At 43.8% G+C, this 26,079-nt stretch carries 26 protein-coding genes; 24 read left to right on the forward strand and 2 right to left on the reverse strand.

The features are described 5' to 3' along the window. Positions 1-128: 128 nt before the first annotated feature. The gene (gene rpmG, locus K1X66_07895) at positions 129-296 is read right to left on the reverse strand and encodes a 50S ribosomal protein L33 (GenBank protein MBX7158290.1); all 168 of its coding nucleotides are present in this window, start codon (positions 294-296) and stop codon (positions 129-131) included. Between the two features lie 19 nt (positions 297-315). After that, positions 316-1,899 carry a citramalate synthase gene (gene cimA / locus K1X66_07900; GenBank protein ID MBX7158291.1) on the reverse strand — a complete coding sequence of 528 codons (1,584 nt, stop codon included), beginning with the start codon at positions 1,897-1,899 and terminating at the stop codon, positions 316-318. 129 nt (positions 1,900-2,028) lie between these two features. Between cimA and dnaX the strand changes: the two genes are divergently transcribed. The 24 genes from dnaX (at position 2,029) to K1X66_08020 (ending at position 26,078) form a co-directional block, all read left to right on the forward strand. Then, a complete protein-coding gene (dnaX, locus tag K1X66_07905) occupies positions 2,029-3,621 on the forward strand; it encodes a DNA polymerase III subunit gamma/tau (protein MBX7158292.1) in 1,593 nt (530 codons plus the stop codon). Then, positions 3,618-3,923, forward strand: a complete 306-nt coding sequence (locus K1X66_07910; protein ID MBX7158293.1) for a YbaB/EbfC family nucleoid-associated protein — start codon at positions 3,618-3,620, stop codon at positions 3,921-3,923. The genes dnaX and K1X66_07910 overlap by 4 nt, the downstream gene beginning before the upstream one ends. Positions 3,924-3,985: 62 nt before the next feature. Continuing rightward, complete coding sequence (recR, locus tag K1X66_07915; GenBank protein MBX7158294.1) at positions 3,986-4,591, forward strand: recombination mediator RecR; 606 nt, start codon at positions 3,986-3,988, stop codon at positions 4,589-4,591. 4 nt (positions 4,592-4,595) lie between these two features. Further along, the gene (locus K1X66_07920) at positions 4,596-5,576 is read left to right on the forward strand and encodes a D-2-hydroxyacid dehydrogenase (protein MBX7158295.1); all 981 of its coding nucleotides are present in this window, start codon (positions 4,596-4,598) and stop codon (positions 5,574-5,576) included. Positions 5,577-5,630: 54 nt separating this feature from the next. Then, positions 5,631-6,974: an aspartate aminotransferase family protein gene (locus tag K1X66_07925; GenBank protein MBX7158296.1), complete on the forward strand. Its 1,344-nt coding sequence runs from the start codon at positions 5,631-5,633 to the stop codon at positions 6,972-6,974. 18 nt (positions 6,975-6,992) lie between these two features. Then, positions 6,993-9,536 (forward strand): alpha-glucan family phosphorylase, encoded by a 2,544-nt coding sequence (glgP, locus tag K1X66_07930; GenBank protein MBX7158297.1) that lies wholly within the window; start codon positions 6,993-6,995, stop codon positions 9,534-9,536. After that, complete coding sequence (cobA, locus tag K1X66_07935; protein MBX7158298.1) at positions 9,537-11,090, forward strand: uroporphyrinogen-III C-methyltransferase; 1,554 nt, start codon at positions 9,537-9,539, stop codon at positions 11,088-11,090. A 31-nt stretch (positions 11,091-11,121) separates the two neighbouring features. Beyond that, entirely contained in the window at positions 11,122-12,825 is a 1,704-nt protein-coding gene (locus K1X66_07940; protein MBX7158299.1) for a GspE/PulE family protein, read from the forward strand. Between the two features lie 12 nt (positions 12,826-12,837). Next, a complete protein-coding gene (locus tag K1X66_07945) occupies positions 12,838-14,073 on the forward strand; it encodes a type II secretion system F family protein (protein MBX7158300.1) in 1,236 nt (411 codons plus the stop codon). A 75-nt stretch (positions 14,074-14,148) separates the two neighbouring features. Beyond that, positions 14,149-15,228, forward strand: a complete 1,080-nt coding sequence (locus K1X66_07950) for a hypothetical protein (GenBank protein ID MBX7158301.1) — start codon at positions 14,149-14,151, stop codon at positions 15,226-15,228. A gap of 5 nt (positions 15,229-15,233) precedes the next feature. Further along, complete coding sequence (gspG, locus tag K1X66_07955; GenBank protein ID MBX7158302.1) at positions 15,234-15,665, forward strand: type II secretion system major pseudopilin GspG; 432 nt, start codon at positions 15,234-15,236, stop codon at positions 15,663-15,665. Positions 15,666-15,667: 2 nt separating this feature from the next. Beyond that, the gene (locus K1X66_07960) at positions 15,668-16,183 is read left to right on the forward strand and encodes a prepilin-type N-terminal cleavage/methylation domain-containing protein (GenBank protein ID MBX7158303.1); all 516 of its coding nucleotides are present in this window, start codon (positions 15,668-15,670) and stop codon (positions 16,181-16,183) included. A 53-nt stretch (positions 16,184-16,236) separates the two neighbouring features. Then, on the forward strand, positions 16,237-16,590 hold the full coding sequence (locus K1X66_07965; GenBank protein ID MBX7158304.1) for a hypothetical protein: 354 nt from the start codon (positions 16,237-16,239) through the stop codon (positions 16,588-16,590). Then, positions 16,577-17,224 carry a type II secretion system GspH family protein gene (locus tag K1X66_07970; GenBank protein MBX7158305.1) on the forward strand — a complete coding sequence of 216 codons (648 nt, stop codon included), beginning with the start codon at positions 16,577-16,579 and terminating at the stop codon, positions 17,222-17,224. The genes K1X66_07965 and K1X66_07970 overlap by 14 nt, the downstream gene beginning before the upstream one ends. Then, a complete protein-coding gene (locus K1X66_07975; protein MBX7158306.1) occupies positions 17,221-18,147 on the forward strand; it encodes a general secretion pathway protein GspK in 927 nt (308 codons plus the stop codon). Before K1X66_07970 ends, K1X66_07975 begins: the two co-directional genes overlap by 4 nt. Before the next feature lie 32 nt (positions 18,148-18,179). Next, entirely contained in the window at positions 18,180-19,436 is a 1,257-nt protein-coding gene (locus K1X66_07980) for a hypothetical protein (GenBank protein ID MBX7158307.1), read from the forward strand. Beyond that, positions 19,414-19,929 carry a hypothetical protein gene (locus tag K1X66_07985; protein ID MBX7158308.1) on the forward strand — a complete coding sequence of 172 codons (516 nt, stop codon included), beginning with the start codon at positions 19,414-19,416 and terminating at the stop codon, positions 19,927-19,929. Before K1X66_07980 ends, K1X66_07985 begins: the two co-directional genes overlap by 23 nt. Positions 19,930-19,969: 40 nt before the next feature. Next, positions 19,970-20,587 carry a hypothetical protein gene (locus tag K1X66_07990; GenBank protein MBX7158309.1) on the forward strand — a complete coding sequence of 206 codons (618 nt, stop codon included), beginning with the start codon at positions 19,970-19,972 and terminating at the stop codon, positions 20,585-20,587. A gap of 6 nt (positions 20,588-20,593) precedes the next feature. Beyond that, positions 20,594-22,894 (forward strand): hypothetical protein, encoded by a 2,301-nt coding sequence (locus tag K1X66_07995; protein ID MBX7158310.1) that lies wholly within the window; start codon positions 20,594-20,596, stop codon positions 22,892-22,894. Positions 22,895-22,935: 41 nt separating this feature from the next. After that, positions 22,936-23,448 carry an NADH-quinone oxidoreductase subunit NuoB gene (gene nuoB, locus K1X66_08000; protein ID MBX7158311.1) on the forward strand — a complete coding sequence of 171 codons (513 nt, stop codon included), beginning with the start codon at positions 22,936-22,938 and terminating at the stop codon, positions 23,446-23,448. A gap of 14 nt (positions 23,449-23,462) precedes the next feature. After that, positions 23,463-24,044, forward strand: a complete 582-nt coding sequence (locus K1X66_08005; protein MBX7158312.1) for an NADH-quinone oxidoreductase subunit C — start codon at positions 23,463-23,465, stop codon at positions 24,042-24,044. A gap of 6 nt (positions 24,045-24,050) precedes the next feature. Then, the gene (gene nuoD / locus K1X66_08010; GenBank protein ID MBX7158313.1) at positions 24,051-25,295 is read left to right on the forward strand and encodes an NADH dehydrogenase (quinone) subunit D; all 1,245 of its coding nucleotides are present in this window, start codon (positions 24,051-24,053) and stop codon (positions 25,293-25,295) included. 15 nt (positions 25,296-25,310) lie between these two features. Further along, the gene (locus K1X66_08015) at positions 25,311-25,586 is read left to right on the forward strand and encodes a hypothetical protein (GenBank protein ID MBX7158314.1); all 276 of its coding nucleotides are present in this window, start codon (positions 25,311-25,313) and stop codon (positions 25,584-25,586) included. A 3-nt stretch (positions 25,587-25,589) separates the two neighbouring features. Then, positions 25,590-26,078 (forward strand): NAD(P)H-dependent oxidoreductase subunit E, encoded by a 489-nt coding sequence (locus K1X66_08020; protein ID MBX7158315.1) that lies wholly within the window; start codon positions 25,590-25,592, stop codon positions 26,076-26,078. The last annotated feature ends 1 nt before the right edge of the window (position 26,079 follow it).

Raw genomic sequence — 26,079 nt, forward strand, 5'->3', positions numbered from 1 at the left:
TTACCGCTAACACTCTGGTAACCTAAAACCAAACCCAAGCCTAAAACCGGTAATGTCGCGATTTTTAGAATACGACTCATGGCCATAATCTAGTTCGTGTCAGCGCGAGAAGCAACTGATTTTGTGCTTTATTTAATTTCGCGATGAACGGTGCGACGACGCAAAAAAGGATTATATTTTTTCTTTTCAATCCTTTCGGTTGTCGTCTTTTTATTGCGTTTGCTTTGATAGCGCGAAACAGGTTTTCCCTCTTTTTTCGCTTCCGTGCATTCTAAAGTAATAATTTCTTGCGGCATAACTTTTCCTAAAAACAGGTTAATGTGAAGTTTCTTGAGAATATTTCAATAAAAAATATTCCACACTATCCACCAAAGCCTGCCAAGATGCTTCCACCAAATTCTCGGAAACACCCAAAGTGGCCCACTCTTTTTCACTAGCGCTGCTGCGAATCAGCACCCGAGTTCGCGCCTCAGTGCCTTGATTGGAATCGATAATACGAACTTTATAATCTTGAAGCTGAATCTCTTGGATTGAAGGATAAAACTTAACCAAAGCCGCACGCAACGCATTGTCCAAAGCGTTCACCGGCCCGTCACCTTCCGCTACGGTATAACATTGCTGCCCTTTGATCTTTAATTTCACAGTCGCCTCAGCCACTTCATAATGGTGTAAAGGACTTTTGCGAATGGAGACATGATACTCTTCCAATTCAAACCAGGGTTGATGATGTTGGATCGCTTTGCGCACCAACAACTCGAACGAAGCATCGGCCGATTCAAATTCATAGCCACGCGCTTCAAGCGCTTTAATCTGTTGCAAAATCGCTTTGGTTTCAGACGCTTTTTCTTCCAACGTGATTCCCATTTCACGCGCTTTCATGAAAATATTAGTGCGTCCCGACAACTCACCCACCAAAATGCGTTGATGATTACCCACACGACCGGGTTCAATATGTTCAAACGAACGCGCCACTTTATTGACCGCATTCACGTGCATGCCACCTTTGTGCGCAAAAGAAGTCTCACCCACAAATGGCGCTCGGATATTGTGATGCTGATTAGCAATATCATCCACAAATAATGATAACTCTCGCAAACGCGCTAAATTTTCGTCACTGACTACGTCCTTATTTAATTTCAATTTCAAGTTGGGAATCACACTGGTTAAATTACAATTTCCGGTGCGCTCTCCATAGCCATTCATCGTGCCCTGCACCTGCTCAGCGCCCTCTTCAATGGCCGCTAAAGCATTGGCCACTCCCAAATCACTATCATTATGGGTATGAATGCCCACACGGGTTTTTAATTGCGTTTTCACCTCACGCGTCATTCTGGCTACTTCCGATGGTAAAGAGCCTCCATTTGTATCACATAAAACAAGAAAATCCGCACCGCCTCGTTCCGCAGCCTTTAAACAAGCCAAAGCATAATCTGATCGATCTTTGTAACCGTCAAAAAAATGTTCCGCATCATAAATCACTTCCCGACCCGCTGCTTTCAAAAAACGGACAGTGTCCTCAATCATAGCTAAATTTTCTTCAGGCGTGGTTTTTAAAATTTCTTCCACATGCAACAACCACGATTTTCCAAAAATAGTCACAACCGGCGTGTTCGCATCTAACAAAAGTTTGACTTGCTCATCATTTTCCACAGGCGTTTTAACACGACGCGTGCTACCAAAAGCAGCAATCTTGGCGTGATGCCAACGATGATTTTGCGCCACCTTAAAAAACTCAATATCCTTTTCGTTTGATCCCGGCCAACCGCCCTCGATATAATCCATGCCAAACAAATCCAAACGTTCGGCAATCGCCAATTTATCGGCTACCGAGAAATTGATACCCTCGCCCTGCGTGCCATCGCGCAAAGTCGTATCATATAAATAAACTGCTTTTTTCATGACTCCAAGCATCCTATGCCAAAAATCGAAACTCGTAAAGAGAGACGCGTTTAAACGCTTGATAAATTTTATTCCACCCTTTTACCAATTTTTCTTTGCCCTTTTTCTCACTTAATCTACGTTAACTCCGTGGCTGTGACCTCTTCCAACTATCTTGTTTTAGCGCGAAAATATCGTCCGCAAACGTTTGACCAAATTTTAGGTCAAGATCATATCGTTCGCGCGCTGAAAAATGCCATTCAACTCAAACGCATTGCGCATGCCTACCTCTTTGTCGGACCACGCGGAACAGGCAAAACCTCTACCGCTCGCATTATGGCAATGGCTCTAAATTGCGCTGACGGACCTAAAATCGATTTTGATCCTAACGACTCCCACTGCCGAGAAATTGCTGAAGGCCGAAGTTTAGATGTGCGAGAAATTGACGGTGCCAGCAATAATGGCGTAGAACAAGTGCGAGAATTGCGCGATGATGTGCGATATTTGCCGCAGAACAGTCGTTACAAAATTTATATCATTGATGAAGTGCACATGCTGACTGCTGCAGCCTTCAACGCGCTACTCAAAACGCTGGAAGAACCTCCAGAACACGTAAAATTTATATTTGCCACAACCGAAGTGCAAAAAGTGTTGCCCACGATTCTTTCGCGTTGTCAACGGTTCGATCTTCGTCGCATCCCTTCTGAACTCATTGCTCACCACTTACAATGGATTTGTGAACAAGAAAAAATCCAAGCCGAACCAGCTGCCTTAGATGCCCTAGCCCGATTTGCGGAAGGTGGCATGCGCGATGCCCAATCCGCTTTAGATCAACTCATCGCCTTTTGCGGCAAAACCATCAAAGAGTCTGACGTATTGGAGGTTTTCGGCCTTCCACCACAAAGTGCAGTTATCGCATTAGCAGAAAATCTTTTAAAAGGCGAGGCGGAACCCGCTTGGCGTTTGATTGCAGAACTCGAACAACAAGGCAAAGATCTCACACGTATTTTAAACGATTGCGTTTCGCATTTACGTTCTTTGCTCATTTATCAACGCGCCCCGACACTCAATGAAAAAGAGTTAAACGACGAACAAAAGAAAGTTTTTGAAAAGCAGAAAAAACTACTTTCATCCGCCAAATTGTTGCGGCTTGTTGAATTTTTATCCAATCTGGAACCTAAACTTCGTTATGCGCTCACTCCCAAAATTCAGCTAGAAGTGGCGATTGCCTCTGCGTGTGAAATTCCTAGCGAAATTGAAATCGATCATTTGATTGCCCAACTCAAAAACAATAATTTCTCTGCTTTGCCTGAATCCCATTTACCGCTTACTACGAACTCAGCTTCTACCACTCCTCAAGCAATCTCTTTAGAGGAAGCCTGGAAACAGGTTGCTCAAGAGTTAACACCCTTAGTGCGAAACAGCTTGTCCATTACCTCTTCTCAAGATCAATTGCTGATTGAAGCACCAGCTTCTACTTTAAGTTTATTAAAAGGTTCCAAACAAGATCAACATTTGCAAGCGCGTCTCAACGAACTCACTAATAAAACCATTGTTGTAGAATTAAAAGAAAGTGTGCCCGCTCTGCGCCCAACTTCGCCTGCGCCTCAAAAAATTTTATCTCCCGAACCTCAACCTCAAATTTTAACTGAAGAAGAATTTAAAAATGATGCTCTCATAAAAGAAGCGCTCGAACGGTTCGGCGCTCGAATTATAGAAATCAAGAAAGGAAAAACATCATGAACATCGCCAAAATGATGAAACAAGCCCGCGATATGCAGGATAAAATGCAAAAAATTCAGGAAGAAATCGCCGCCCAACATTTCGAAGCCGATAGCGGCGGGGGCGCAGTAAAAGCCAAAGCCAATGGCGAAGGACAGCTTCTGGAAATTAAAGTGTCGCCCGATGTGTTATCGCAAAATGATCCCGAAATTTTGGAAGATCTTATTCTGACTGCGGCCAATTCGGCCATTAAAAAAGGAAAAGATCATGCCGCTCAACGTATGTCATCCTTAACTGCAGGACTTGGTTTGCCAGGATTTTAAACATTAGCCATAGAGGACACAGAAAGAAAAAAACTTCTGTTTCTCACCTCTTCCTTCACGTGATCGACCTACCGCCAACTTTAAAACAGTTAATCCATGCATTGCGACATTTACCGGGAATCGGCACGAAAAGCGCAGAACGCATGGCGTTGACTTTGTTGCAAACCTCGCAAACTTGGCCAGAAACTTTGGCAGAAAATTTAATATCGGCGCGTCAAAAAATAAAACCTTGCAAACAATGCGGCTTTTTTTCGGAAGAACATGATTTATGCGAAATCTGTCGCGACCCTCAACGCGATACGACATTATTATGTATCGTTGAAACGCCTCATGATATTTTACCTATCGAACGATCCAATATTTATCGCGGCCTTTATCATTGTTTGGGCGGAAAACTTTCCCCTATTGAAGGAAGAGGGCCAGAAACCTTGCATTTCGACACGTTATTTCAACGCTTAAAAAAAACGTCACCGCAAGAAATTATCTTAGCCTTAGGCACCGATGTCGAAGGAGAAATGACCGCACTATATTTGCTCGAACAACTTCGCGATCACTCTATCACTATTACTCAACCCGCGCATGGTCTGCCTTTAGGCAGTTCACTCGATTTGGCTGATAGTTTAACCCTTAAACGCGCTTTGCAAGATCGCAAAAAAGTAAATCCTTAACTTTATGACACCGCTCACAATTTGGTGTAACGCAACTCTGAAGGATGAAGCGACTCGACTCTTAACTCAATCGCTTGGCGAACATCAGCTATTGCTTTCACAACATCACGCAGCAACCGTAGTGGAGGCCACACCGGCAGACGCTAATTTTTATCAAGCGCAAATTCTTTTTGGCCAACCTGATCCCGATGCCGTCCTAAAAACGACTCAGTTGCAATGGATTCATCTCAGCACCGCAAGTTACACACGTTACGATAACCCAACTTTTAAAAATTTTTTACGAGATAATCATATTCTTTTTACCAACAGCTCTCACGTTTACTCAGAACCTTGCGCACAGCACGTTCTGGCCATGATGCTTTCCCTCACTCGACAATTACCCACAGCTCACGAAAATCAACGCAGCGCACATGGTTGGCCGTTTCACCAAATTCGCGCTAACTCTCATTTACTAAATGGACAAAGCGTTCTTTTTTTAGGATTCGGCGCCATTCCCAAACGTCTCGTTGAACTATTAACACCGCTTCACGTTAAATTCATAGCTTTTAAACGAAATGCTATGACTTATCCATTCGTTACCTTTACCACTTTAGAAAATTTACCTTTTGCTTTGAAACAAGCCGATCATGTAATCAACGCATTACCCGATAGCGCATCCACCTACCATTTCATGAATGCAGACCGTTTTTCGCAAATGAAAAAAGGCGCGCGTTTTTACAATATCGGACGCGGCCCCACAGTAGATCAAGAAGCGCTGGTGCACACATTAAAAAGCGACCATTTGAACGCAGCTTTTATTGATGTCACAGAACCCGAACCCTTGCCGCCTAATCATCCCCTGTGGCAAACTCCGAACCTTTTTATCACTCCTCACACCGGAGGCGGTCATTCCAACGAAGAGGAGCGATTAGTTAAACATTTTATTAATAATGTGAGAGCCTTTGAAGCCAGTCGTCCTCTCCAAGATATTGTCCCCTTAATTTGATACAGTTAAAAATGCTAAGCTGGCAATTTCGCAAAAGTTTGCTTCATTACTTTTATGTCCTTAAACATTGTTGAACTCCAAAAACTCGATCAGTCAAATTACATTCATCCCTTTACCGATCATTTGCCTATGCACCAAATGGGCACTCATCTCATCCAATCCGGTGAAGGTTGTTTTTTGATCGATCAAAATAATCATCGTCTCTTAGACGGGCTCGCAGGGCTATGGTGCGTCAACGTCGGCTACGGCTGTAAAGAAATTATTGAAGCGGTAAACCAGCAAATGCAAAAACTGGCTTATTATCCTTCCTTTTTTAATACCGCAACCGAATCAGCCATTCAATTAGCCAATCGCATTGCTCAACTGGCCCCTACCCCTCGCTTAAAACACACGATCTTTTCTGAATCGGGATCAGAAGCTAATGAAACTGCTTTAAAAATTATTTTAAATTATCAACGTTTGCGCGGACACCCGAAGAAAACAAAAATTCTCACACGCACTTTTGCTTATCATGGCGTCACTCTCGCGACCACTAGCATGACAGGCCTTGCCTCTTGTTTAGACCCTTTCGGTTTACCTTTGGCAGGTTTCATTCATGCGCCAGGCCCCTATCATTACCTCGCCAACACGCCACTTGATCCCGAAGCATATGGCCAATGGTGTCTGGAGGAAACGGAAAAAATTATCCTTAAAGAAAATCCTGAAACGATTGCCGCTTGTTTTGCAGAGCCTATTCAAGGCGCGGGCGGAGTTATTGTGCCTCCACCTGGTTATTTAAAAGGGTTGCGAGAATTATGCCGCAAATATGATATTCTTTTTATTGCGGATGAAGTTATTACCGCTTTCGGTCGCATGGGCTGCTGGTTTCTTAGCAAAATTTGGAATTTGGATCCTGACATGATCACCATGGCCAAAGGCATCACGAGCGGTTATTTGCCCTTAGGAGCCACACTGGTAAGCGATGAAATCATTAACCTCATTTATCGCAACGGCTACTTCGCTCATGGTTATACTTATAGCGGTCACACCACTTCCTGCGCGGCGGCTTTAGCCAATTTAGATGTATTAGATAAAGAAAAAATTATCCCACGCGTCGAACAAGAAACGGGCCCTTATTTCCAAAAACGTTTATCGGAATTCACAGAGCATAAAGCCATTGGCGAAGCGCGAGGTTACGGTCTCATCGCAGCCTTGGAAATCATCCCTAAAGAAGGCAAAGCTGCTCTTTCGCCAACTGCCAATTTAGGGGTTAAAGTTGCCGCATTGGCACGTGAAGAAGGGGTCATTGTCCGCGGTATTCGCAATTTAGTAGCCATTGCACCGCCCTTGATTATTTCAAAAGAAGAAATTGATTATTTATTTGATGGCGTTAAACGTGCACTTAATCGTTTATATTAATTTTTAGTTTTTTGTTTTATGAATTTACCGTTTTCTTTTTCTGTTAATCCCAAACTTCCCGAAAAGCTCGAGCCTCTTCGCCAACTTGCTTACAATATGTGGTGGTCTTGGAATACCGATGCACGCGCGCTATTCGAAGAATTAGATCCGGAACTTTGGAAAAATTCTGGTCATAGCCCCGCTACATTATTACGAAAAATTAAGCAAAATAAATTATTGCGATTTGCCAAGGACGAGGGTTACTTGCAACAACTCAATGCTGTTTCGGAACGATTGCAAAATTACTTAGCGCGTCAAGACCGCTGGTTTACGCAAACTTATCCAGAGCAAAAAGATTTTTTGGTGGCTTATTTTTCAGCAGAATTCGGTTTCCATGAGTCCTTACAAAACTATTCTGGCGGTCTAGGCATCCTCGCTGGCGACCATTGCAAATCCGCTTCGGATTTAGGAGTGCCGCTCGTTGGCGTAGGACTGATGTATCGTCAGGGTTACTTCGTTCAGCAACTTAATAAAGAGGGTTGGCAAGAAGCGTTTTATAAAAATTTGGATTTTCACGATCTTCCTGTTGTGGAAGCTACCGACGCAGAAGGAAAACCAACACGCGTAACCGTAGACTTGCCAGGTCGCCAAGTGCAAATCGGCGCATGGCAAGCGACGATTGGGAATGTGCGCGTTTTCTTCCTCGACACTGATCTCCCAGAAAATACTGATGCGGATCGCAAAATCACCAATCAACTTTATGGCGGTGACCATGAAATGCGAATCCAACAAGAAATCGTTCTCGGCATCGGCGGCAGACGTTTTTTAAAAGCAATGGGACTTCGTCCTACCGTCTTTCATATGAACGAAGGTCATGCCGCTTTTTTGGCACTCGAACGCATCCGCCAACGCATGCTCGATGATCAAATAGATTTTTATACCGCGCTTCAAACCGTAGCCGCTAGCACCCTCTTTACCACCCACACTCCAGTTCCAGCAGGGAATGATGCTTTTTCCCCGCAACTCATGCAGATTTACTTTGCCGATTATGCGCGAGATTTGAAAATTGATTTTGAAGAATTTTTAAAATTCGGTCGTCCTTGGTTAGCGGAATCGCACCAACCTTTCAGCATGACCATTCTCGCCCTGCGCCTTTCGCGATTCTGCAATGGCGTGAGCAAAATTCATGGCGGCGTTTCCCGAGAAATGTGGCAAAATGTTTGGTTTGGCGTACCTGTGAATGAAATCCCTATTGGCCATATCACCAATGGCATTCATACTCAAACCTGGATTGCGCACGAATTAAAAGAGTTGATCCAAAAACAACTGGGCGATTGCTGGGAATGCAACCTCTCCAATCCTGAAATTTGGAATCCGATTTATCAAATTCCTGATGAAACGCTTTGGAAAACCCACTTGCAACTTAAACAACGATTCGTCGAATTTGCGCGTAAAAATATACGCAACCAAAAAATTCGAATTCAAGAAAATGCGCGTTCTGTTCGCGAAGTTTCCACGTTCCTCGATCCGAACCGTCTCACCATAGGTTTTGCACGTCGATTTGCCACTTACAAACGCGCTACCCTTCTTTTCCGTGACACAGAACGTTTAGCGCGCCTCGTTAATCACCCCGATTATCCCATTCAATTTGTTTTTGCCGGCAAAGCGCATCCCGCTGATGACGGAGGCAAACGTTTGATCCAAGCCATTTATCAAATTGCTAATCGCCCCGAGTTTCGCGGTCGCATTGTATTTTTAGAAAATTACGACATCAACGTCGCGCGCCACATCTACCACGGTGTCGATGTTTGGTTAAACAATCCTGTTCCTCCTTTAGAAGCCAGTGGAACAAGCGGCGAAAAAGTGGCGCCCAACGGCGTCGTTAATTGCAGCGTTCTCGACGGTTGGTGGGCCGAAGCCTGGCAACGTTACGTGAACGGCTGGGCCATTGGCGAACCCCTCCACACGCACGATCCCGAAGTGCAAAACGATTCCGACGTCGAAGCGTTATACGCCTTGCTCGAACACGAAATCGCGCCGCTTTATTACCAGCGTCAAAATGATATTCCCAAAACATGGTTACAATTGATGAAAAATTCCATCGCCACTATCACTCCCACCTATAGCACATTCCGACAAGTCCAGGATTACACCAACCTTTACTATGTTCCTTCTCATCAAAAAGGAGTTGCTTTTGAAGCCAATCATTACGAAGGCGCCAAAGCTTTAGCTGAATGGAAAGCGCAAATACGAAATGCCTGGCCGCAAATTAAAATTACACAAATCAAACTTTCCACTCCCTCGCCCGTTCAAAACTTCACAGTTGGCGAAAATTTCACTCTCAGCGCCAAAGTGGAACTCGGTCCACTAACTCACGACAACGTAATAGTGGAAGCTTATGTGGAATCCATCGACGGTTATCATACCTACGTTTTTGCTATGATGCACCAAGGCGATAACCGTTATGAAGGAGTGATCGAAGCCAAAGAAAGCGGACAATACCGTTACAACATTCGCGTCCTGCCTTATCATCCGCTCCTGGTGCAAAAACATGAACTGCGCCTGATCAAATGGGCTGCTTAAGTGAAATTTCAAATTTCAAATTTCAAATTTCAAATTGCGACTCCTGGTTACTGCTATCTCATTGGTGCTGGTCCGGGCGACCCCGAATTACTAACCCTTCGCGGCCAAGCTATTTTACAAAAAGCAGACGTCATTGTTTACGACTACCTTTGTCATCCTTCCTTACTACGTTGGTCAAAACCCGATGCAGAACTTATTTTTGCTGGAAAACTTTCCGGAAATCCAACACTGAAACAAGAAGAAACCAATCAACTTCTGATCGAAAAAGCCAAAGCGGGAAAAATCGTTGCACGCTTAAAGGGTGGTGATCCCTATATCTTTGGGCGCGGCGGAGAAGAAGCAACAGAACTCATCCAAGCGCAAGTTCCGTTTGAAGTCGTTCCCGGCGTTTCTTCCATTAACGCTGTGCCCGCTTACGCAGGCATTCCCATCACCCATCGCGATTACTGCTCTTCATTTCTTGTCGCAACTGGTCATGTCGATCCCAAAAAAGGAGAAACCCTTTTGGATTACTCCCTAATCGCTAACTTCACAGGCACTCGCATTCTTTTGATGGGCGTTGGCAAATTGCGAGAAATCACCAATAAACTTATGGAAGCAGGCGCTAATCCTAAAACCCCTTCCGCCGTGATCCAATGGGGCACGCTTGGTCGCCAAAAAACCGTTTGTGCAACTTTAAAAAAACTCGCTGATCAAGTCGAAGCCCAACAACTCACCGCTCCTGCCGTCATTATCCTGGGCGATGTCGTGAACCTCAGAGAAACATTAAACTGGTTTGAAAAAAAGCCCCTTTTCGGAAAAAAAATCCTTATCACCCGCGCACGAACTCAAGCCGGAGAATTAGCCCAAAAACTACGCCTACTTGGCGCCGACGTTTTGGAATTGCCCCTAATCAAAATCACTCCTCTTATTGACTCCGAACCCCTACAAAACGCCGCCACTACATGCACGCATTATGATTGGCTAGTTTTTACCAGCCTCAATGGCATCGAAACTTTCTTTCAACAATTTCAAAAACTTTCTTTAGATATTCGACAATTAGCTCCTCTGAAAATTGCTGTGGTAGGAAAAGAATCAGCCAAAATTTTAGCTCAATACTATCATTTGCAAGCCGATCTCATCGCGCCACAATCCACTTCGCAAAGCTTAAGCCATGCATTGACCCAACTCGATCTTCGCGACAAAAAAATTCTTCTCATACAAGGCAATCGCGCCTCGCCCGAACTTCAAAATAATCTCACTCAACACAGCGCTCAAGTTAATCAAGTGGAAGCCTATCGCACCGAATTAGAAATGCGCGACATTTTTCAAACCCGTCCGCGTTTAGAAACCGAAGGTGTCGACTGCATCGTATTTACTAGCGCCTCAACCGTGGAACATTGGCATCAACTCAAACTCAAACTTCCCAAACCTTGGCAAGCCATCAGCATCGGCCCTATCACAACCCAAAAACTCCAACAACTGAGTTACACTTCCATTCTTCAAAGCCAAGAACCCTCACTGGATGGAATAATTTCAACGATTTTAAATCAAACGATTTCCGCTAAAGCTTGAAGTTTTGTTAATTAAGCGACATCTTACTTTTATGCCTCTTGTCAATGAGTTGCTGACGTTGGCGCAACAAGCCAATTGCCGGAGCACGGAAGAATGCGAAAAAGCATTAAAGCTTGCCGCAGAACAACAGCGTTCTTTGGTGGGAGCAGTTTTGGATGAAAACTTGGTGGAGGAAAACAAATTTCTTCAAGCGATTTGCGAGTGGTTGGGATTAACTTACTGGCAAACTCCGGTAACAGCCATCGCGGCACCGTTGCGCGAAAAAGTGCCAGCTCGCATTGCGTTGCGACATCAAGTATTGCCCGTGGAATCGCATGACAACACGCTTTCCATTCTCACTTTTGATCCGTTTAATTTTATTGCGCGACAAGCCGTCAATCAAGCCGTGCCTGAAAAAGTGAATTGGTCCATTGCGCCGCGCAAATTAATTCAACAAGCGCTTCGTCAAGGCTACGGGATTGGCGCCGATGTGTTTGAGCAATTGTTAGAAGGCCGCATTAATGATGATGCGCTGGATAATTTAAAACAGGAAACCAACGTGTTGGATGCGGAAGATCCCGAGGCGTCTGTGGTCAAATTTGTAAACCAAATTATGCGCGAAGCATTAGAGCAACGCGCTACGGATATTCATGTTGAGCCTTTAGAAGATGATCTTCGTATTCGTTATCGTATTGACGGCGTTTTACATGATGTGCCAGTTCCGCCCCAGATTAAACTTTTGCAAGCATCGGTAATTTCTCGATTAAAAATTATGGCTCATTTAGATATTGCCGAACGACGCATGCCGCAGGACGGTCGCATTAATTTAGAGTTGGAAGGCAAACCGATCGACGTGCGCGTCGCGACAATTCCATCTGTTACAGGAGAATCGGTAAGCCTGCGTTTGTTGGGACAGATGCATTTTGATTTTCAAGGCTTAGGTTTAGAAGAAGAAGATGAAACAAAAGTAAAAAGTCTTCTAAAATTGCCAAATGGCATTATTCTCGTAACAGGGCCAACTGGCGCGGGTAAATCGACAACGCTCTATACATTCCTCTCGAGTTTGAATACGACAGATCGTCGTATTGTTACTATCGAAGATCCGGTAGAACATAAAATTCCGGGCGTCATTCAAATTGCGGTAAAACCGGAAATCGATCTCACTTTTGCTCGCGGACTGCGCAGTATCCTTCGTGGCGATCCGAATGTGGTGATGGTGGGAGAAATGCGCGATTTGGAAACGGCAGAAATTGCGATTCGTGCAGCGCTCACGGGTCACCTGGTTTTAAGCACTTTGCACACCAACGACGCGATTGGGGCCATCACGCGTCTCATTGATATGGGCATCGAACCTTTTCTCGTTGCCTCGTCAGTGCGCGCGTTTATTGCACAACGTCTCGTGCGCGTACTTTGTCCGATGTGTCGAACTTCTGGCGATTATGATGAAAATTATTTGCATCAAATTGGTTTCCCTAAAGAGCATGTTTCAAAAATTCGAAAAGCTGCGGGTTGCGAACATTGTCATAACACCGGTTATGTGGGGCGCACTGCTATTATGGAGGTTTGCACGATGTCCACTCGCATGCAGGATCTCGTAGTGGGACGACGTCCTACTTCGGAATTGGTGGAAACCGCCTTGCAAGAAGGCATGCAAACGTTGCGCGCGGCAGGTTGGAAAAAAGTGATTCATGGCAAAACCACCATTGAAGAAGTATTGCGAGTCACAACAGCGGATGTCGAAGCTCAGGATGAGTAAAAATTTTTGTGAATGAACACCTTTACCTATCGCGCTCTGGATAAAAGCGGCAAAACGCGCACGGGCGAATTAGTGGCCGCCACCAAAACCGAAGCTTATCGCCAACTCGATAAAGAACAGCTTCAACCTCTTTCTTTGACTTTAAAAAGTGGCGCGGTTTCTCTGTCAGCAGCCGATGCAAAAACGGTTCCTTTGGGTTCGCTGAAATTAAAACGCTCTCAAATTATTACTTTCACAGAAGAGTTAAGTGATTTGTTGGATGCCGGCTTGCAATTAGAGCCAGCGCTTCGGATCATGGAACAACGCGACGAATTATCTTCCTTAAAAGATTTGACGATTGCTTTGCGTCAACAGTTGCGCGAGGGCATTAGCTTTTCCAAAGCATTGCGTGCTTCGAGCAAAAGTTTTGACGATCTTTATTGCAACTTAGCACAAGCCGGCGAGTTGAGCGGCGCGCTGCCGCAAATTTTACGGCGTGAACACATGCATCTCATCGCTATGCAAGAATTGCAAGGACGCGTAGCACAATCTTTAATTTATCCGGCATTTATTTTTGTGGCAGGTGTAGGTTTGCTTTTTGTTTTCATGACTTTTTTAGTTCCACAACTCACTTCACTTTTTCAAAGAACACAAAAAAAACTGCCTTTAACTACTCAGCTACTCATTAGCACAAGCGATTTTCTCGCTCATTATTGGTGGGCTATTGGGGCGCTAGTTTTTTTGCTAGGACTGGCATTTTGGCAAACAATTCAAAAACCCGCCGGGAAACGATGGTGGGACGAGTTTCGTTTGAAAACTCCTGTCATCGGCGATGTGTTGCGTGCCAAATTTTACACGCAATTTTCTCAAACCCTGGCAACTATGGTTAGCAACGGCATCCCGCTTTTGAATGGATTGCGTCTCATGCGCGACGCCACGCCCAATGTTTTTTTGAATAATTTATTGGGAAATATTATCGAAATCGTAGGCGAAGGTGGGAGCTTGTCTCGCGCGATGCGAAAGGTAGGACATTTCCCGCCCATGATGATTGATATGATCGTGGTGGGCGAACAAACGGGAGATTTAGGTGTGGCATTGAATAAAGTGGGATCGCGCTACGATAAAGAACTCAAAAAAAATACTGAACGCATTGCAGCCATCATTCCTCCGGTCATTATCATCGTGCTCGCGTTGGTAGTTGGCGCAGTAGCCGTGTCAATGATCACAGGCATTTTTGATGCGGTTTCCGGAATGCGTGGCGGACGATAAATGTCTAAGTGTGGACTATTTTGATAAGCCTTTTACTCATTTACACTCGAACTTGATTTTGATAATGATTTTGACATGAAATTTAAGGTAATGGGGTTACTTTTACTTGGTGCAAGTCTGGCAAGTTTTGCGCACGCCGATCGTTATGCAAAAAGTTATACCTTAGATTTTCCTTATCGAGGGGATCGTAATATTCCTCGTTGGCTTAGTGTGGTGAAGGAACCTAAATCGCCACGTTATCTGACATCGCAAAGTTTTGGAATTCGTCCTCAGGCTAATGCCGATACCGATTTAGCGATCACGATTTTTTTTAATGAAGGATCAGGCGGTTTTTTACGCGTATTTTGGGAGGGCCTCAATAACAATACCGAGATGCTGGCACCCAATCTTTATGACAACATTGGCATGCCCAACCAAAAAATGTTGCTAGTCCGACGTTCCACACTTTCTGGCCCTGGAAAATTGGTTTTTCAAACCACCGAATCCACAATGAATATCCGACGCATTCATTGGGAATGGGTTAAAAGCCAGACCATTCCCATGAGTCATGATTTGTCTTTGGGCGTGGCTTATGTAGACGGCTTTGGACGTTCTTATAGTGATGCTGAAGTTTATCAGTTTGAAACAGGCGCAACCGGCGATTTCTGGCGAAGTTCCATTATTAACGCGATGCTCGTCGAAAAAGCGGAGCGAATCGAAGAAGGGGCTGCATTAGATTTCGAAATTCAATCTCCTGCTGACATTGCTCGCCTCGAAACTCAAATCGCTGGACTCGCTCCGGAAGAAAAAATAGGAGTTTGGCTTAATCGCCGTTATTTGGGCGAAATGGCAACTCAAGTTCCAGACTTGGCCGATCCTGGCTATCAACGCGATGAGGCTGGAGATTTAACTTATATTGGTTGGCGAAAAGGCAGTTTTTTCTTTCCTCCCGATCAATTAATCGTCGGCGCAAATCAACTGCAATTGGTGCGCTGGGCTAATTCACCATTAAAAATTTCACAGCCGCTAGCAATAAAAAACACAATTTTACAAATAAAATATAAAGTCGCGACGTCTAATCCCACAACGATGCAAACAACAACACAACCCATCCAAGCGCCAACGACGGAGCCAACCCCACCGTCTTTTCAGATTAATCCTCAATTGACTCGATAACTTTTATGAAAATTCATTCTATCAACCGATTCGCTCATCAAGCCGCTTTCACTCTCGTGGAAATTATGGTGGTTATGGGCATCATCGCTGTTCTCGCGGGATTAGCAATTAATAAAATTGTGGGAAACGTCGAGGCCGCTAAATTGCAACGAGCTGATGCAGATATTACCACGATTAGCACACAGCTAAAAACTTACGAAATGCTTAATTTATTTTATCCCACCTCACAACAAGGACTTCAAGCTTTAGTCACGCGGCCAACTGCCGAACCTGTGCCGCGCCGATGGCAACAGTTGCTTCAAGAAGTCCCCATGGATCCTTGGGGCAGGCTCTATCAATATCGCTATCCTGGCGCAAAAAATCCTTCTAGTTTTGATCTCTACTCCCAAGGCCCTAATCCCGAAGATCCCTCGGACGATATCGGAAATTGGAAATAAATTTGTTAAAATCAATTTCATGTTTATCTAAGTCGAAAAATTCACAAGGGTTCACCCTCATCGAAATCCTTGTCGTTCTTTTCCTTGCTTCACTTATTTTCGCCGCAGTGCTTCCCACCGCCAGTAATTTATTATTGCAAGAACAAGTGCGAGGCACCGCCAGAAAAATCTCTCTATTTGCTAAAACCGCAAGAACTCAGGCTCTCACCGAACAACAACCTTACCACATCATTTTTGCAAAAAATACTTTCACCATTAGCCCTTTAACACCCCCTAAAAAAGGGGATCCTCATCAAGGTATCACAGAAAGCTATCAACTATCTAAAGAAATCCTTTGCCAAATTCGCTCCTGGGAAGAAGTAAAATGGAGCAAAACGGAAAAATTTGAGTGGATATTTCAACCCACCGGTTTATGCGAGCCGATCCGAATTCGTTTCAGTAAAGACAATGCTTGGTATGAAATGGAGTTCAACCCTCTCACCGCCAACACGCAAAATGAATCTTACTATTTTCCTTAATGAAACCTTTCGCTCACTCCAAAATAATAACGCCTCAAAAAGAAAAGGGATTTATGCTTTTCGAGGTTATGGTTGCGGTGACTGTCTTTGCTTTTGCCGCATTGGGATTAGCTAACACTATCAATAAAACGATCGATTCTGCCATCGCCTTACAACGAGAAGCTGAGGTGCGCTTAGGTCTGGAAAGTAAACTGGCTGAGCTTAAAGCTAAACCCTTACAAGTCGCTAAAATTACCGATCCACCCGATGCCCGAGGCATCGTTTACGAAACTGAAGTGCAAACCATGCAAGTTCGCAATGAAAAGGATCTTCTCTTGAGCGGTTTTTATCGTCTTACCGTGCGTGCGCGCTGGAAAGATAACGAACAAGAACAGGAAGCTTTTGCCGAAATCTATGCGCTACAATAAAAAAATAAAAATAGCCAAGCACGCGGGCGATCGGGCTTTTACCCTGGTTGAAATCATGGCAGCTCTTCTGATCCTAGCTTTGATTACAAGCGCGGTTTTTGCTATTACTCGCGCTGCTTTGCAAGCCAGCGCAAATTTGGCCGAAACCCAAGCTCATCGTCAGCAAATCATGGGCTTAATTGAGTTGTGCAACGAAAATTTTCGCAGCCTTCCCGGTAACGCTTTTTTTGAAACACGTCGCTCACAAGAAGGTCAACTCGAACTCCTATTTGTCGATGCGCCGCGCGCCTTTGCCTGGGGAAATAAAAGTGTGTATGGCAATAGCATCCTTTCTATCCAACCTCAACCCGGCGGACTTTTTTCTTTAGTTTTAATTCGAGAAAAAACGCAGAAATCCAAACTTAGCGTCAATCCTAATGAAAAACCCGAACAACAAAGCCTTATCTTAATTCGCGATCTTTCAGAAATTGCCTGGCGCTTTTTCTACGCGCCAACTAGTCAATGGATTAATGAATGGACCTATCGCGACCTGCGTCCAAGCTTAGTAGAATTAAGTGTGACACCCGCCGGTGAGGAAACTCCCATTCGCGCTGTCTTTTGGGTGCCATCTGTAAAACGACAAGTCGCGATATGAAATTATTGAAACAGAACTCATCTCAACGAGGCATCGCTTTATTGCTAGTGATTTGGGCTATTGTTACCATGTCGGTTGCGATTTTGGGCGTTGTGGAATTTGTAAAACTGGATCTTAACGAAGGCTCAGTGCGCAGCAAAGATTTTCGTGCCCGACAACTTGCCGAAAGCGGATTAGCCTTTGCGATGCATCCTCAAATTCGACGCAATGACCCGCTTTTAAGACAGAAAGTAGGATTTTTAGAGAGATTTGAAGTTCAAGTAAGCACAGAAGAAAGCAAACTCAACATCAATCGTTTACTCAAAGAAAAAAATGACAGCGGCATTCTTCAGCGACTTTTTGAAAACTGGGGATTGAGCGATAAAGAAAGTGTCGCTGTTATCGATTGCTTAAAAGATTGGGTTGATAAAGATGACTTGCGCCAAATAAACGGAGCGGAAAAAGATTATTATGAAGAATTAGGCTACGACAGCTATCCACCCAATCGAAGTTTTCTCTCTATTTCTGAAATGGAATTAGTTAAAGGCATGGATTTAGTTGCAAAAGCAAAACCCGATTGGGCTTCTTACTTTACGATCTGGGGTGCTGGCAAGTTGGACGTCAACGAAGCTTCCGAGGAACTGCTACGGATCGTGTGTGAAGTTTCCGCAACCCAAGCTAACACTCTTATCAAATTTCGAAGTGGTGCCGACCGCAAACTTAACACTTTGGATGACGTGGAAATCAAAGATGGCAAACAGGCTTGTATCATTATGGGAGTGCCAGAAATTCTGCGTAAAACGGTGGCCGATCGCCTTACCGCGCGCGGCTCCACAAAACGCATCATGAGTAAAGGTTACGTAGGCGACTATTTGCGATCGATCGAAGTGGTATGGCGCACTTCGGATGGTCCTCGCCAATTTTTAGAGTGGCAGGAATATTAGTTACTGATAAAACCAAGAGCGACTCAGGCAGTATGAAGCGACAAAAAACATCAAAAAAAGCAGAGAGTAAAATTTTGCTTTTACCAGCGGTAGAAGGCTGGACACTTTGGGAAGTTCTTCCCAATCATCTTCCTGTTTTAAAACAAAACCTCGCTGAACTGAGCAACTTCGTCAAACAAGAAAAAGCAGAAAAAATCATTTTAGGTTTTCCTGTAAGACAAGTTTTCTGTTTTTCACTTTGGCTGAGCACCGAAGATAAAACTTTATTACCCGATTTGATTTTCACCCAACTCGAACGTCGTGGTTTAGTAACTCGATCACGCGAAGAAACCATTTTTGATTATCGAGTCATCGCTACGGAAGCAGGAAAATCGTTAACGCTCGTGGCTATTTTACCCAGCCAACTGCCAGAAGTTTACCTTCAAAATATCGCAGAAACTTACGATGTTTCCGCACGTTTTTATCCTTTGGAAAATAATCAGCTAACTCTCTGGCGAGAGATCGGGCAACTTGTGATTGCCATCACTCGCAATGATGAACTGGTTCACTTCCAAACCCTGAGCGCTTCGGAAATTAATGCTGCGACCATTCAAGAAATGCTTTGTCTTTATTTAGAACTGGAGTCGCAACAGATCATATCAGAAATGCACGGTGTCACATTGTGGGGCAATTTCTCCAACGACGAAATTCAAAAGATTCAAAATACGTTTCATATCACACCGAAAGCTGAGGAAATGCCGACCCCTTGTCTTCCCAAGCAGTTTTTTTCCCTAACCCCGCATACCGTTCGAGAAATTCAAACACTTCATGCTAAAGAAGAGAGAAATCAAAAAATTCTCAAAATGGCGCTGGCAGGTTACGGGCTTTTTTTAGGATTATGGATTTTGCAATTACTCTTTTTTTATGGTCGCGTCTATTTGATTCATCGCGAAGTCAAAAAAGATGCTTCTTTAGTGCAATCGCTAAAAGAAACAGCTACTCGTTGGAATGCATTAGGAACTGCACTGCAACCCGATCATTACGCGGCGGAAGTCTTATATCAATGTGCGCGACTTTTACCACAAGAAGGCGTGCGCTTTACCTTATTCGAAGTCAATGAATCCGGAGTCGTCTTGCGAGGAGAAGCTACCAGTGTAGCAGCCGCTTCAGATTTCTTTGAAAAATTAAACAAGAACGATCAACTACTCGCTTATCAATGGCAAATGCCGACTCCAGCCATTTTGCCAAATGATACTGCTCAATTTCAAATTACTGGAAATTCTTTCAATGCGCCCACTCAACCCCAATGAACAAAAATTAATCGCCGTGGCCTCCCTCGCTCTTGTGATCGTGGCCAATGGACTCCTACTGTCTTTCCTTTTCAAAAAACAAAAAGGTTCACACATCGCATTGGCTCAGGCCCAAGCAGAACAAAAAGATGCTCAACTTTGGTTAAAGGAAAAAGAGCTCTGGCAAACGCGACAGCAATGGCTCGACAAAAATCAACCCATAGCTGCGGCCCAGGAAGACACTAAATTATTAACTCAAATCGTTTCCAGTGCGCGTGAAAAAAATCTGGAAATTCAAGAACAACAACTCATCGGCATCACTCCCACCGCTTATTATAAAGAGGCCACTGTTCGTCTGAAAGTTGTGGGGACTTTACAAAATTTAGTCGACTGGCTCGTAAAACTCCAGCAACCAACCAATTTCCAAGCCATTTCCAGTTTCAATCTTCGCAGTGATTCTGACACTACGAAAGTCCGTTGCGAACTTCAATTATCTCGTCGTTATGCGCCATAAATCGAATTCACCATTTATCAGAACAAATTTCATCGAAAGTGTGAAATTAAGTTTTCTATTTTTGATCGGTATTTTTATTTTCATTTCGACTCACGCCACTTTATCAGAATCCGCCATTCCTCAGGGGTTTGAAGTCAAACGTTATGAAAGCATCTGGAAACGTTCCCCTTTCACCCTGGAATCGGTTGTTCCCGAATTACAAAAGGGGTTTGCTACCGATCTCTCTTTGGTTGGCACCTCAGTGGTTGGCACGAATAATTATGTGATGTTGCTCGACAAAAAAACTTCAGATCGCTTTCTAGTGTCCGAGACCTTGAATCACAAAGGCATTTCTCTCGTCTCAATTCAGCGAGATGATGATCCTACCAAGGTTAGCGCAACGTTAAAAAAAGGAGCCGAAACTTCGATTATTAAATTTGATCCAACCGCCTTAAACAATATGCCAAAACCACCGCCCATGATGACTAATCGTCCACTTAACATGCTCAATATGCCTCCTAACATGACCAACACAACACCCAATGTCATTCCATCCATGAATCCGGTCGATCCTAAAAAATTTATTCGCAAACGATTCCCAATTCCAGGAGAATCGCCTGATGGTTCAGACGAAAATCTTAAAACGAAAGAAGCTCAGGAAAGACAAAAAGAGGAATAATTAATTATGAAACAAATTGCTTTTATTTTTTTTCTGTCCCTAGCCGTTTCGCTAAAGGCCCAAACCAACACCAACGCAGAAACCAATTCGGCAGAAACTCAGCCGGCCACAGAAACGAATCTTTTTCCTAACGCGGAAGAAATTCCTGCTTTAGATCAAGGCGAATCGACCATACCCGATTTTCCTATTAACGAACCCCTAGTCGATTTGCAATATCCCAATAATCCCATTCAAGATATCATTGCGATTTACGAGCAGCTTACCGGTAAACGCGTTATTAAAGATCCTAATCTTGCTGGCCTTAATTTCAGCATTATGGCCAATCAAATTCCAAAAAGCGAAGCCATTCGATTGATCGAATCAGCCATGCTACTCAATAATTACGCGATTGTTCCTGCGCCTGATAACAGTATTAAAATATTAAACTTAGCGGGCAAACAACCGCGCAATGAAGGAGCTCCGATTTATGCCAATGCCAATGATCTTCCTTTAGGCGAAAAAGTTGTCAGTTATTTCATGCCTCTTGATCATTTAACTCCGGCAGAAGTCGTGCCCATTTTTCAACAAGCCATCCCTCCCCATGCCTATGGCGTTTATGTGCCCGTCCCTAATGCACAAGCCGTTATTATTACAGAAAGCTCTGCTGTGATCCGCCAACTCATTGCTATGAAGGAATTGATTGATGTTCCGCCCACAAAAATGGTTTCTAAATTCGTCACATTAACACGCACGGATGCAACGACAGTGGCCGAAGCCATCACAAAATTATTAGAAACTCGTAAAACGGGAGCCGCTCAACCTGGCGCGCCCACTGCTGGCACACCTGCTGTTGTAGAAGCGCTTTTTGATCAAAAAGCTCAATCCGAAAAAAATCCCACATTAACAGATGGCGACGCAAAGCTTGTTCCCGATCCTCGAACCAATCGAATCCTCGTCATCACGAAAGTTTCCAACTTTGCTTATATCAAAAACCTTATTGAAGAATTTGATAGCGCAACAGAGCTAGCCGATCCTCTTGAACTGCAACTGAAATATATTTCCGCCTCAGAACTCCTCCCTATTTTGCAAGATCTTTTGAAAGAAGACGAAAAACAAAATGCCACTCAAACTACCAGCGCAGGCAATCGTAATACACCCGATCGACAACAGCAAAATCCCACATCCATCGGCTCTTCCGGAGAGGGCAGCCTCAATCTCAGCGACCGCCTATCCGCCCCCACAGAAAATCAAGCGCCAGAAGCTATCACTGTGGGTAAAACCCGAATCATCGCTGACAATCGCCAAAACACTTTGCTCGTGCTAGGACCTCCCGGAAGCCTCGACAAAATCCAAAGCGTCGTAGAAAAATTGGATCGTCGACCTTTGCAGGTTTATTTAGCCACGGTGATTGGTCAACTTGCTTTGAACGATACTATGGAACTCGGCTTCGATATTTTACAAAAATTTGAATCATTCGGAAAAGAAAGTGGTGGCTTAGCGGCAAGTTCATTAGATCGAACGGTGCCCACTCTTGAACGTCCTTTATCTTCTATTGCGAACCCTTTGAGCCTAGTAAATAATGGCGCATTTTCTGCTTTAGCCGGTCTTAATGTGTATGCGGCCATTGGCTCAAGTTTAAATGCTTATGTGAAAGCTTTACAGGGCACAGGTCGTTTTAAGGTTATTCAACGTCCTTTCATTTTCACTTCAAATAATAAAAAAGCGACAATTCTCTCAGGTGAAGAAGTGCCCGTTCCTACCGCCACGGTTGGCTCTTTGGTAGACTCCACGAATAACCAAGCATTAAATGCGTCCATTCAATTCAAAGATGTCGCATTGAAACTTGAAGTCATTCCATTAATTAATTCCGAAAAAGAGGTAACCCTTCAAATTGCTCAAATTAACAACGTTCGCAGTGGCTCTGCTAACGTCGCGGGCATTCAAGTGCCAACTATTGCCAAGCAGGAACTGAACACTTCTGTTACTGTTTCTAACAAATCGGTAATCGTTTTGGGTGGTTTAATCCGCGAAGAAGCAAGACGAGATACAACAGGTATTCCATTGTTGAGCAAAATTCCTGTGCTGGGAGCGCTTTTTCGCGAAACCCGAAAAGAAAATGTTCGTTCCGAGCTAATTATCCTTATCCAACCCACCGTCATCCAAGATGGACAAGATCTCGCCGAAGCTAACCAGGAAGAAAAAGCTCGTGCGCCCTTTATCAGCCCTGAAACTTATCAAATGGCTGAGCCCGAGGCATTGCGTCTCCGCATTGATGAAGAAAAATTGAAACTTAAAAAGAAAAAAGAAAAATCGCGAAATCGCGAATAAAATCCACTTGCAAGCCAAAGCTGACGCGATACGTTGATAGCATGGTTCACAATAGAGAAAATCAGGTCATCGGCTACAATTCCAAAATAGAAGGCAATGTCGTCATAACCACATTGGATGCGGCAATTAACTGGATCCATAAAAATTCTCTTTGGCCGATGCCGATGGGTTTGGCTTGTTGCGCGATTGAATTAATGGCTGCGGCTTCTTCCCGATTTGACATTTCTCGATTTGGCGCGGAAGTCATGCGATTTTCGCCCCGCCAATCTGATCTTTTGGTCGTCGCTGGCACGGTAACCTATAAAATGGCGCTTGCGGTTAAACGGATTTACGATCAAATGCCTAACCCCAAATGGGTCATCGCTATGGGCGCTTGCGCTTCTTCGGGCGGCATGTATCGCAGTTATGCCGTCTTGCAAGGCATCGACCGTTTATTGCCTGTGGATGTTTATATTTCAGGTTGTCCACCGCGACCTGAGGCATTATTGGACGGGCTCATGCGTTTACAAAACAAAATCGGATCGGAACGTTCTTTTCTCGCTCAGAAAAAATAGCTGATTTAAAATCCATGACCTTAAAAAATGTTTTAGAAACTTTAAGCACTCAATTTTCTGATTGTCTTACGTTATTGCCCGAATTTCGTGGAGAAACCACATTGATTCTTACCGACAAAAATCGGATCGCAGATTTAGCTACGCAATTAAAAATGCAACACGGCTTTGATTATTTAGTCGATATTTCGAGTATTGACAACTTCGGCCAAGAACCTCGCTATGAAATCGTTTACGAATTTTATTCCTATAAAAATGGTTATTACCTTCGAATAAAAACTGTCGTAAGCGAAGAAGACATTCAATTACCCACATTAACTTCCGTTTATGCAACAGCCAATTGGCATGAACGCGAAATTTATGACATGATGGGAATTCAATTTACAGGTCATCCCGATTTGCGTCGCATCTTAATGTGGGAGGGTTATCCTTACTTTCCTTTGCGCAAAGATTTTCCTCTGGAAGGTTTATCGAGCGAAATTCCCGACGGCCCTTTTACCGCCCCTGCCCCAATGGAAGGCGGCCCCTTTGTTACGGAACCCGCCACTCATATTTCAGAACGCGAACCCCGCTCAAAATCGCCTTTACCTCAATCGTAATTTCCCATGAAAACATCATTCGAAACCTCTGATCTTGCTTCGCGTTACGCGCTTCATGCGGAAACTTACAATCAAACTGCGCCTGAAGGTGAAAAATTGATTTTGAACATGGGTCCCTCCCATCCCAGCACACACGGAGTTTTGCGATTGGTAGTGGAGTTAGATGGAGAAGTGCTCACTAAAGCCGTGCCCGATGTAGGCTTTTTGCATCGCGGCGATGAAAAAATTGCTGAAAACATGAATTATAATCAATTCGTGCCCTACACGGATCGTTTGGATTATATCGCTCCTTTATCTAATAACGTTGCCTACGCCTGTGCTGTCGAAAAATTGTTAGATTGGACTTTACCAGCGCGAGGCCAGGCCATCCGCGTATTGTGTTGTGAAATGGCACGAATTTCCTCCCACCTTTTGGGTGTAGGCGTTTTTGCGATGGATTGCGGTGCGATGACAATTTTTCTCTACACCTTCACCGAACGCGAAAAACTTTATACCCTGATTGAAAAGTTAACTGGCGCTCGCTTTACCACGAGCTACACGCGCATTGGCGGCATGACACGCGATCTACCGGACGGATTTATCGGCGAACTGAAAAAGTTTCTCGATGAACTTCCCAAGCGCATTGACGACATTGATAAATTAATTTCGCGCAATCGTATTTTTGTGGATCGCACAAAAGACATTGGTGTGATTTCGAAAAAAGATGCTATTGATTTTGGTTTAACTGGACCCAATTTACGCGCTTCCGGTTTTAATTTTGATTTAAGAAAAAAACAACCTTATCTGGGCTATGAACAATATGAGTTTGATGTGCCAATTGGTTCCGTCGGCGATTGTTACGATCGCTATTTTTGTCGACTGCAAGAGATTCGCGAAAGCATCAAAATTTTACAGCAGGTAATTAAAAAACTGCCATCTGGCCCAATTAATGTGGAAAATTATAAAAGCGCGCTTCCTACTAAAGAAAAAGTGCTCACGAAAATGGAAGAACTCATTCATCATTTTATCGTGGTAACGGAAGGACCCAATGCACCGCCTGGAGAAATTTATTTTGCTGCAGAAAATCCTAAAGGCGAGCTCGGTTTTTATATTAATAGCCGCGGCGGAGGCGTTCCCTATCGACTTAAAATTCGCGCACCTTCGTTTGTGAATCTAAGCATCTTATCAAAGTTGCTTCCAGGCAATATGATTAGTGACGTTTCGGCTATTTTAGGTTCTTTAGACTTTGTGATGGGCGAATGCGACCGTTGAGGTTATAATATAAATATGAAAAAAATAAAATCTCTTATCACAATTAGTTTTGCGATTGTCATGATGTTCGGCTTAGTGGCTTGCTCTAAATTGACTGCTGAAAATTATGCGAAAATTGAAAACAATCAGACTGAAGAAGAAGTTATTAAGATTTTAGGCAAACCCACCAAAGTTGAATCCGGCAGTTTTTTAGGAGTAACAGGGACCACTTACCTTTATAAGAAAAAGGATAAAGAGGTGAAAATTTCTTTTGTAAATGGCAAAGTTTTTGCAAAAGAAGGTAGTTTATAATATATGCCTCAATTTCGTCCTGAGTTTCTAGCTAAAGTGGATGAAGCCATTGCGCATTATCCTGCATTTAAACGGAGCGCTTCGTTGCCGCTACTGCATCTTTGGCAAGAAGAGTTCGGTTATATTTCTAATGAAGGCATTCATTGGATAGCGGAAAAGTTGGGTTTGCAACCCATTCAGATTTTGGAGCTAGTAACTTTTTATCCGATGTTTCGTCAAAAACCGTTTGGCAAGTATCATATTAAAGTTTGTCGCACGCTATCCTGCGCTTTGGGCGGCAGTTCTGAATTGCATGAGCGCTTTAAAAAAACGTTGCGAGTAGAGGGCGATCCTCATGGTCCGATTCATTCACCTGATGGAAAATATACTTTGGAATTTGTAGAGTGTTTAGCAAGTTGCGGAACAGCGCCGGTTTGCATGATTAACGACGATTTTCATGAGAAGGTGGATTCTCAAGAAAAGATAAATGCTCTCCTTGCGAAATGTAATTAAT

This window comes from Verrucomicrobiia bacterium, from assembly GCA_019694135.1.
In the GTDB taxonomy this organism is placed as follows: Bacteria; Verrucomicrobiota; Verrucomicrobiia; order JADLBR01; family JAIBCM01; genus JAIBCM01.

Coding starts and splice junctions, on each gene's coding strand:
- rpmG (MBX7158290.1), bottom strand. CDS start 296: ATGCCGCAAGAAATTATTACTTTAGAATGCACGGAAGCGAAAAAAGAG.
- cimA (MBX7158291.1), bottom strand. CDS start 1,899: ATGAAAAAAGCAGTTTATTTATATGATACGACTTTGCGCGATGGCACG.
- K1X66_07910 (MBX7158293.1), top strand. CDS start 3,618: ATGAACATCGCCAAAATGATGAAACAAGCCCGCGATATGCAGGATAAA.
- K1X66_07920 (MBX7158295.1), top strand. CDS start 4,596: ATGACACCGCTCACAATTTGGTGTAACGCAACTCTGAAGGATGAAGCG.
- K1X66_07925 (MBX7158296.1), top strand. CDS start 5,631: ATGTCCTTAAACATTGTTGAACTCCAAAAACTCGATCAGTCAAATTAC.
- glgP (MBX7158297.1), top strand. CDS start 6,993: ATGAATTTACCGTTTTCTTTTTCTGTTAATCCCAAACTTCCCGAAAAG.
- K1X66_07940 (MBX7158299.1), top strand. CDS start 11,122: ATGCCTCTTGTCAATGAGTTGCTGACGTTGGCGCAACAAGCCAATTGC.
- K1X66_07945 (MBX7158300.1), top strand. CDS start 12,838: ATGAACACCTTTACCTATCGCGCTCTGGATAAAAGCGGCAAAACGCGC.
- K1X66_07950 (MBX7158301.1), top strand. CDS start 14,149: ATGAAATTTAAGGTAATGGGGTTACTTTTACTTGGTGCAAGTCTGGCA.
- gspG (MBX7158302.1), top strand. CDS start 15,234: ATGAAAATTCATTCTATCAACCGATTCGCTCATCAAGCCGCTTTCACT.
- K1X66_07965 (MBX7158304.1), top strand. CDS start 16,237: ATGCTTTTCGAGGTTATGGTTGCGGTGACTGTCTTTGCTTTTGCCGCA.
- K1X66_07970 (MBX7158305.1), top strand. CDS start 16,577: ATGCGCTACAATAAAAAAATAAAAATAGCCAAGCACGCGGGCGATCGG.
- K1X66_07975 (MBX7158306.1), top strand. CDS start 17,221: ATGAAATTATTGAAACAGAACTCATCTCAACGAGGCATCGCTTTATTG.
- K1X66_07980 (MBX7158307.1), top strand. CDS start 18,180: ATGAAGCGACAAAAAACATCAAAAAAAGCAGAGAGTAAAATTTTGCTT.
- K1X66_07985 (MBX7158308.1), top strand. CDS start 19,414: ATGCGCCCACTCAACCCCAATGAACAAAAATTAATCGCCGTGGCCTCC.
- K1X66_07995 (MBX7158310.1), top strand. CDS start 20,594: ATGAAACAAATTGCTTTTATTTTTTTTCTGTCCCTAGCCGTTTCGCTA.
- nuoB (MBX7158311.1), top strand. CDS start 22,936: ATGGTTCACAATAGAGAAAATCAGGTCATCGGCTACAATTCCAAAATA.
- K1X66_08005 (MBX7158312.1), top strand. CDS start 23,463: ATGACCTTAAAAAATGTTTTAGAAACTTTAAGCACTCAATTTTCTGAT.
- nuoD (MBX7158313.1), top strand. CDS start 24,051: ATGAAAACATCATTCGAAACCTCTGATCTTGCTTCGCGTTACGCGCTT.
- K1X66_08015 (MBX7158314.1), top strand. CDS start 25,311: ATGAAAAAAATAAAATCTCTTATCACAATTAGTTTTGCGATTGTCATG.
- K1X66_08020 (MBX7158315.1), top strand. CDS start 25,590: ATGCCTCAATTTCGTCCTGAGTTTCTAGCTAAAGTGGATGAAGCCATT.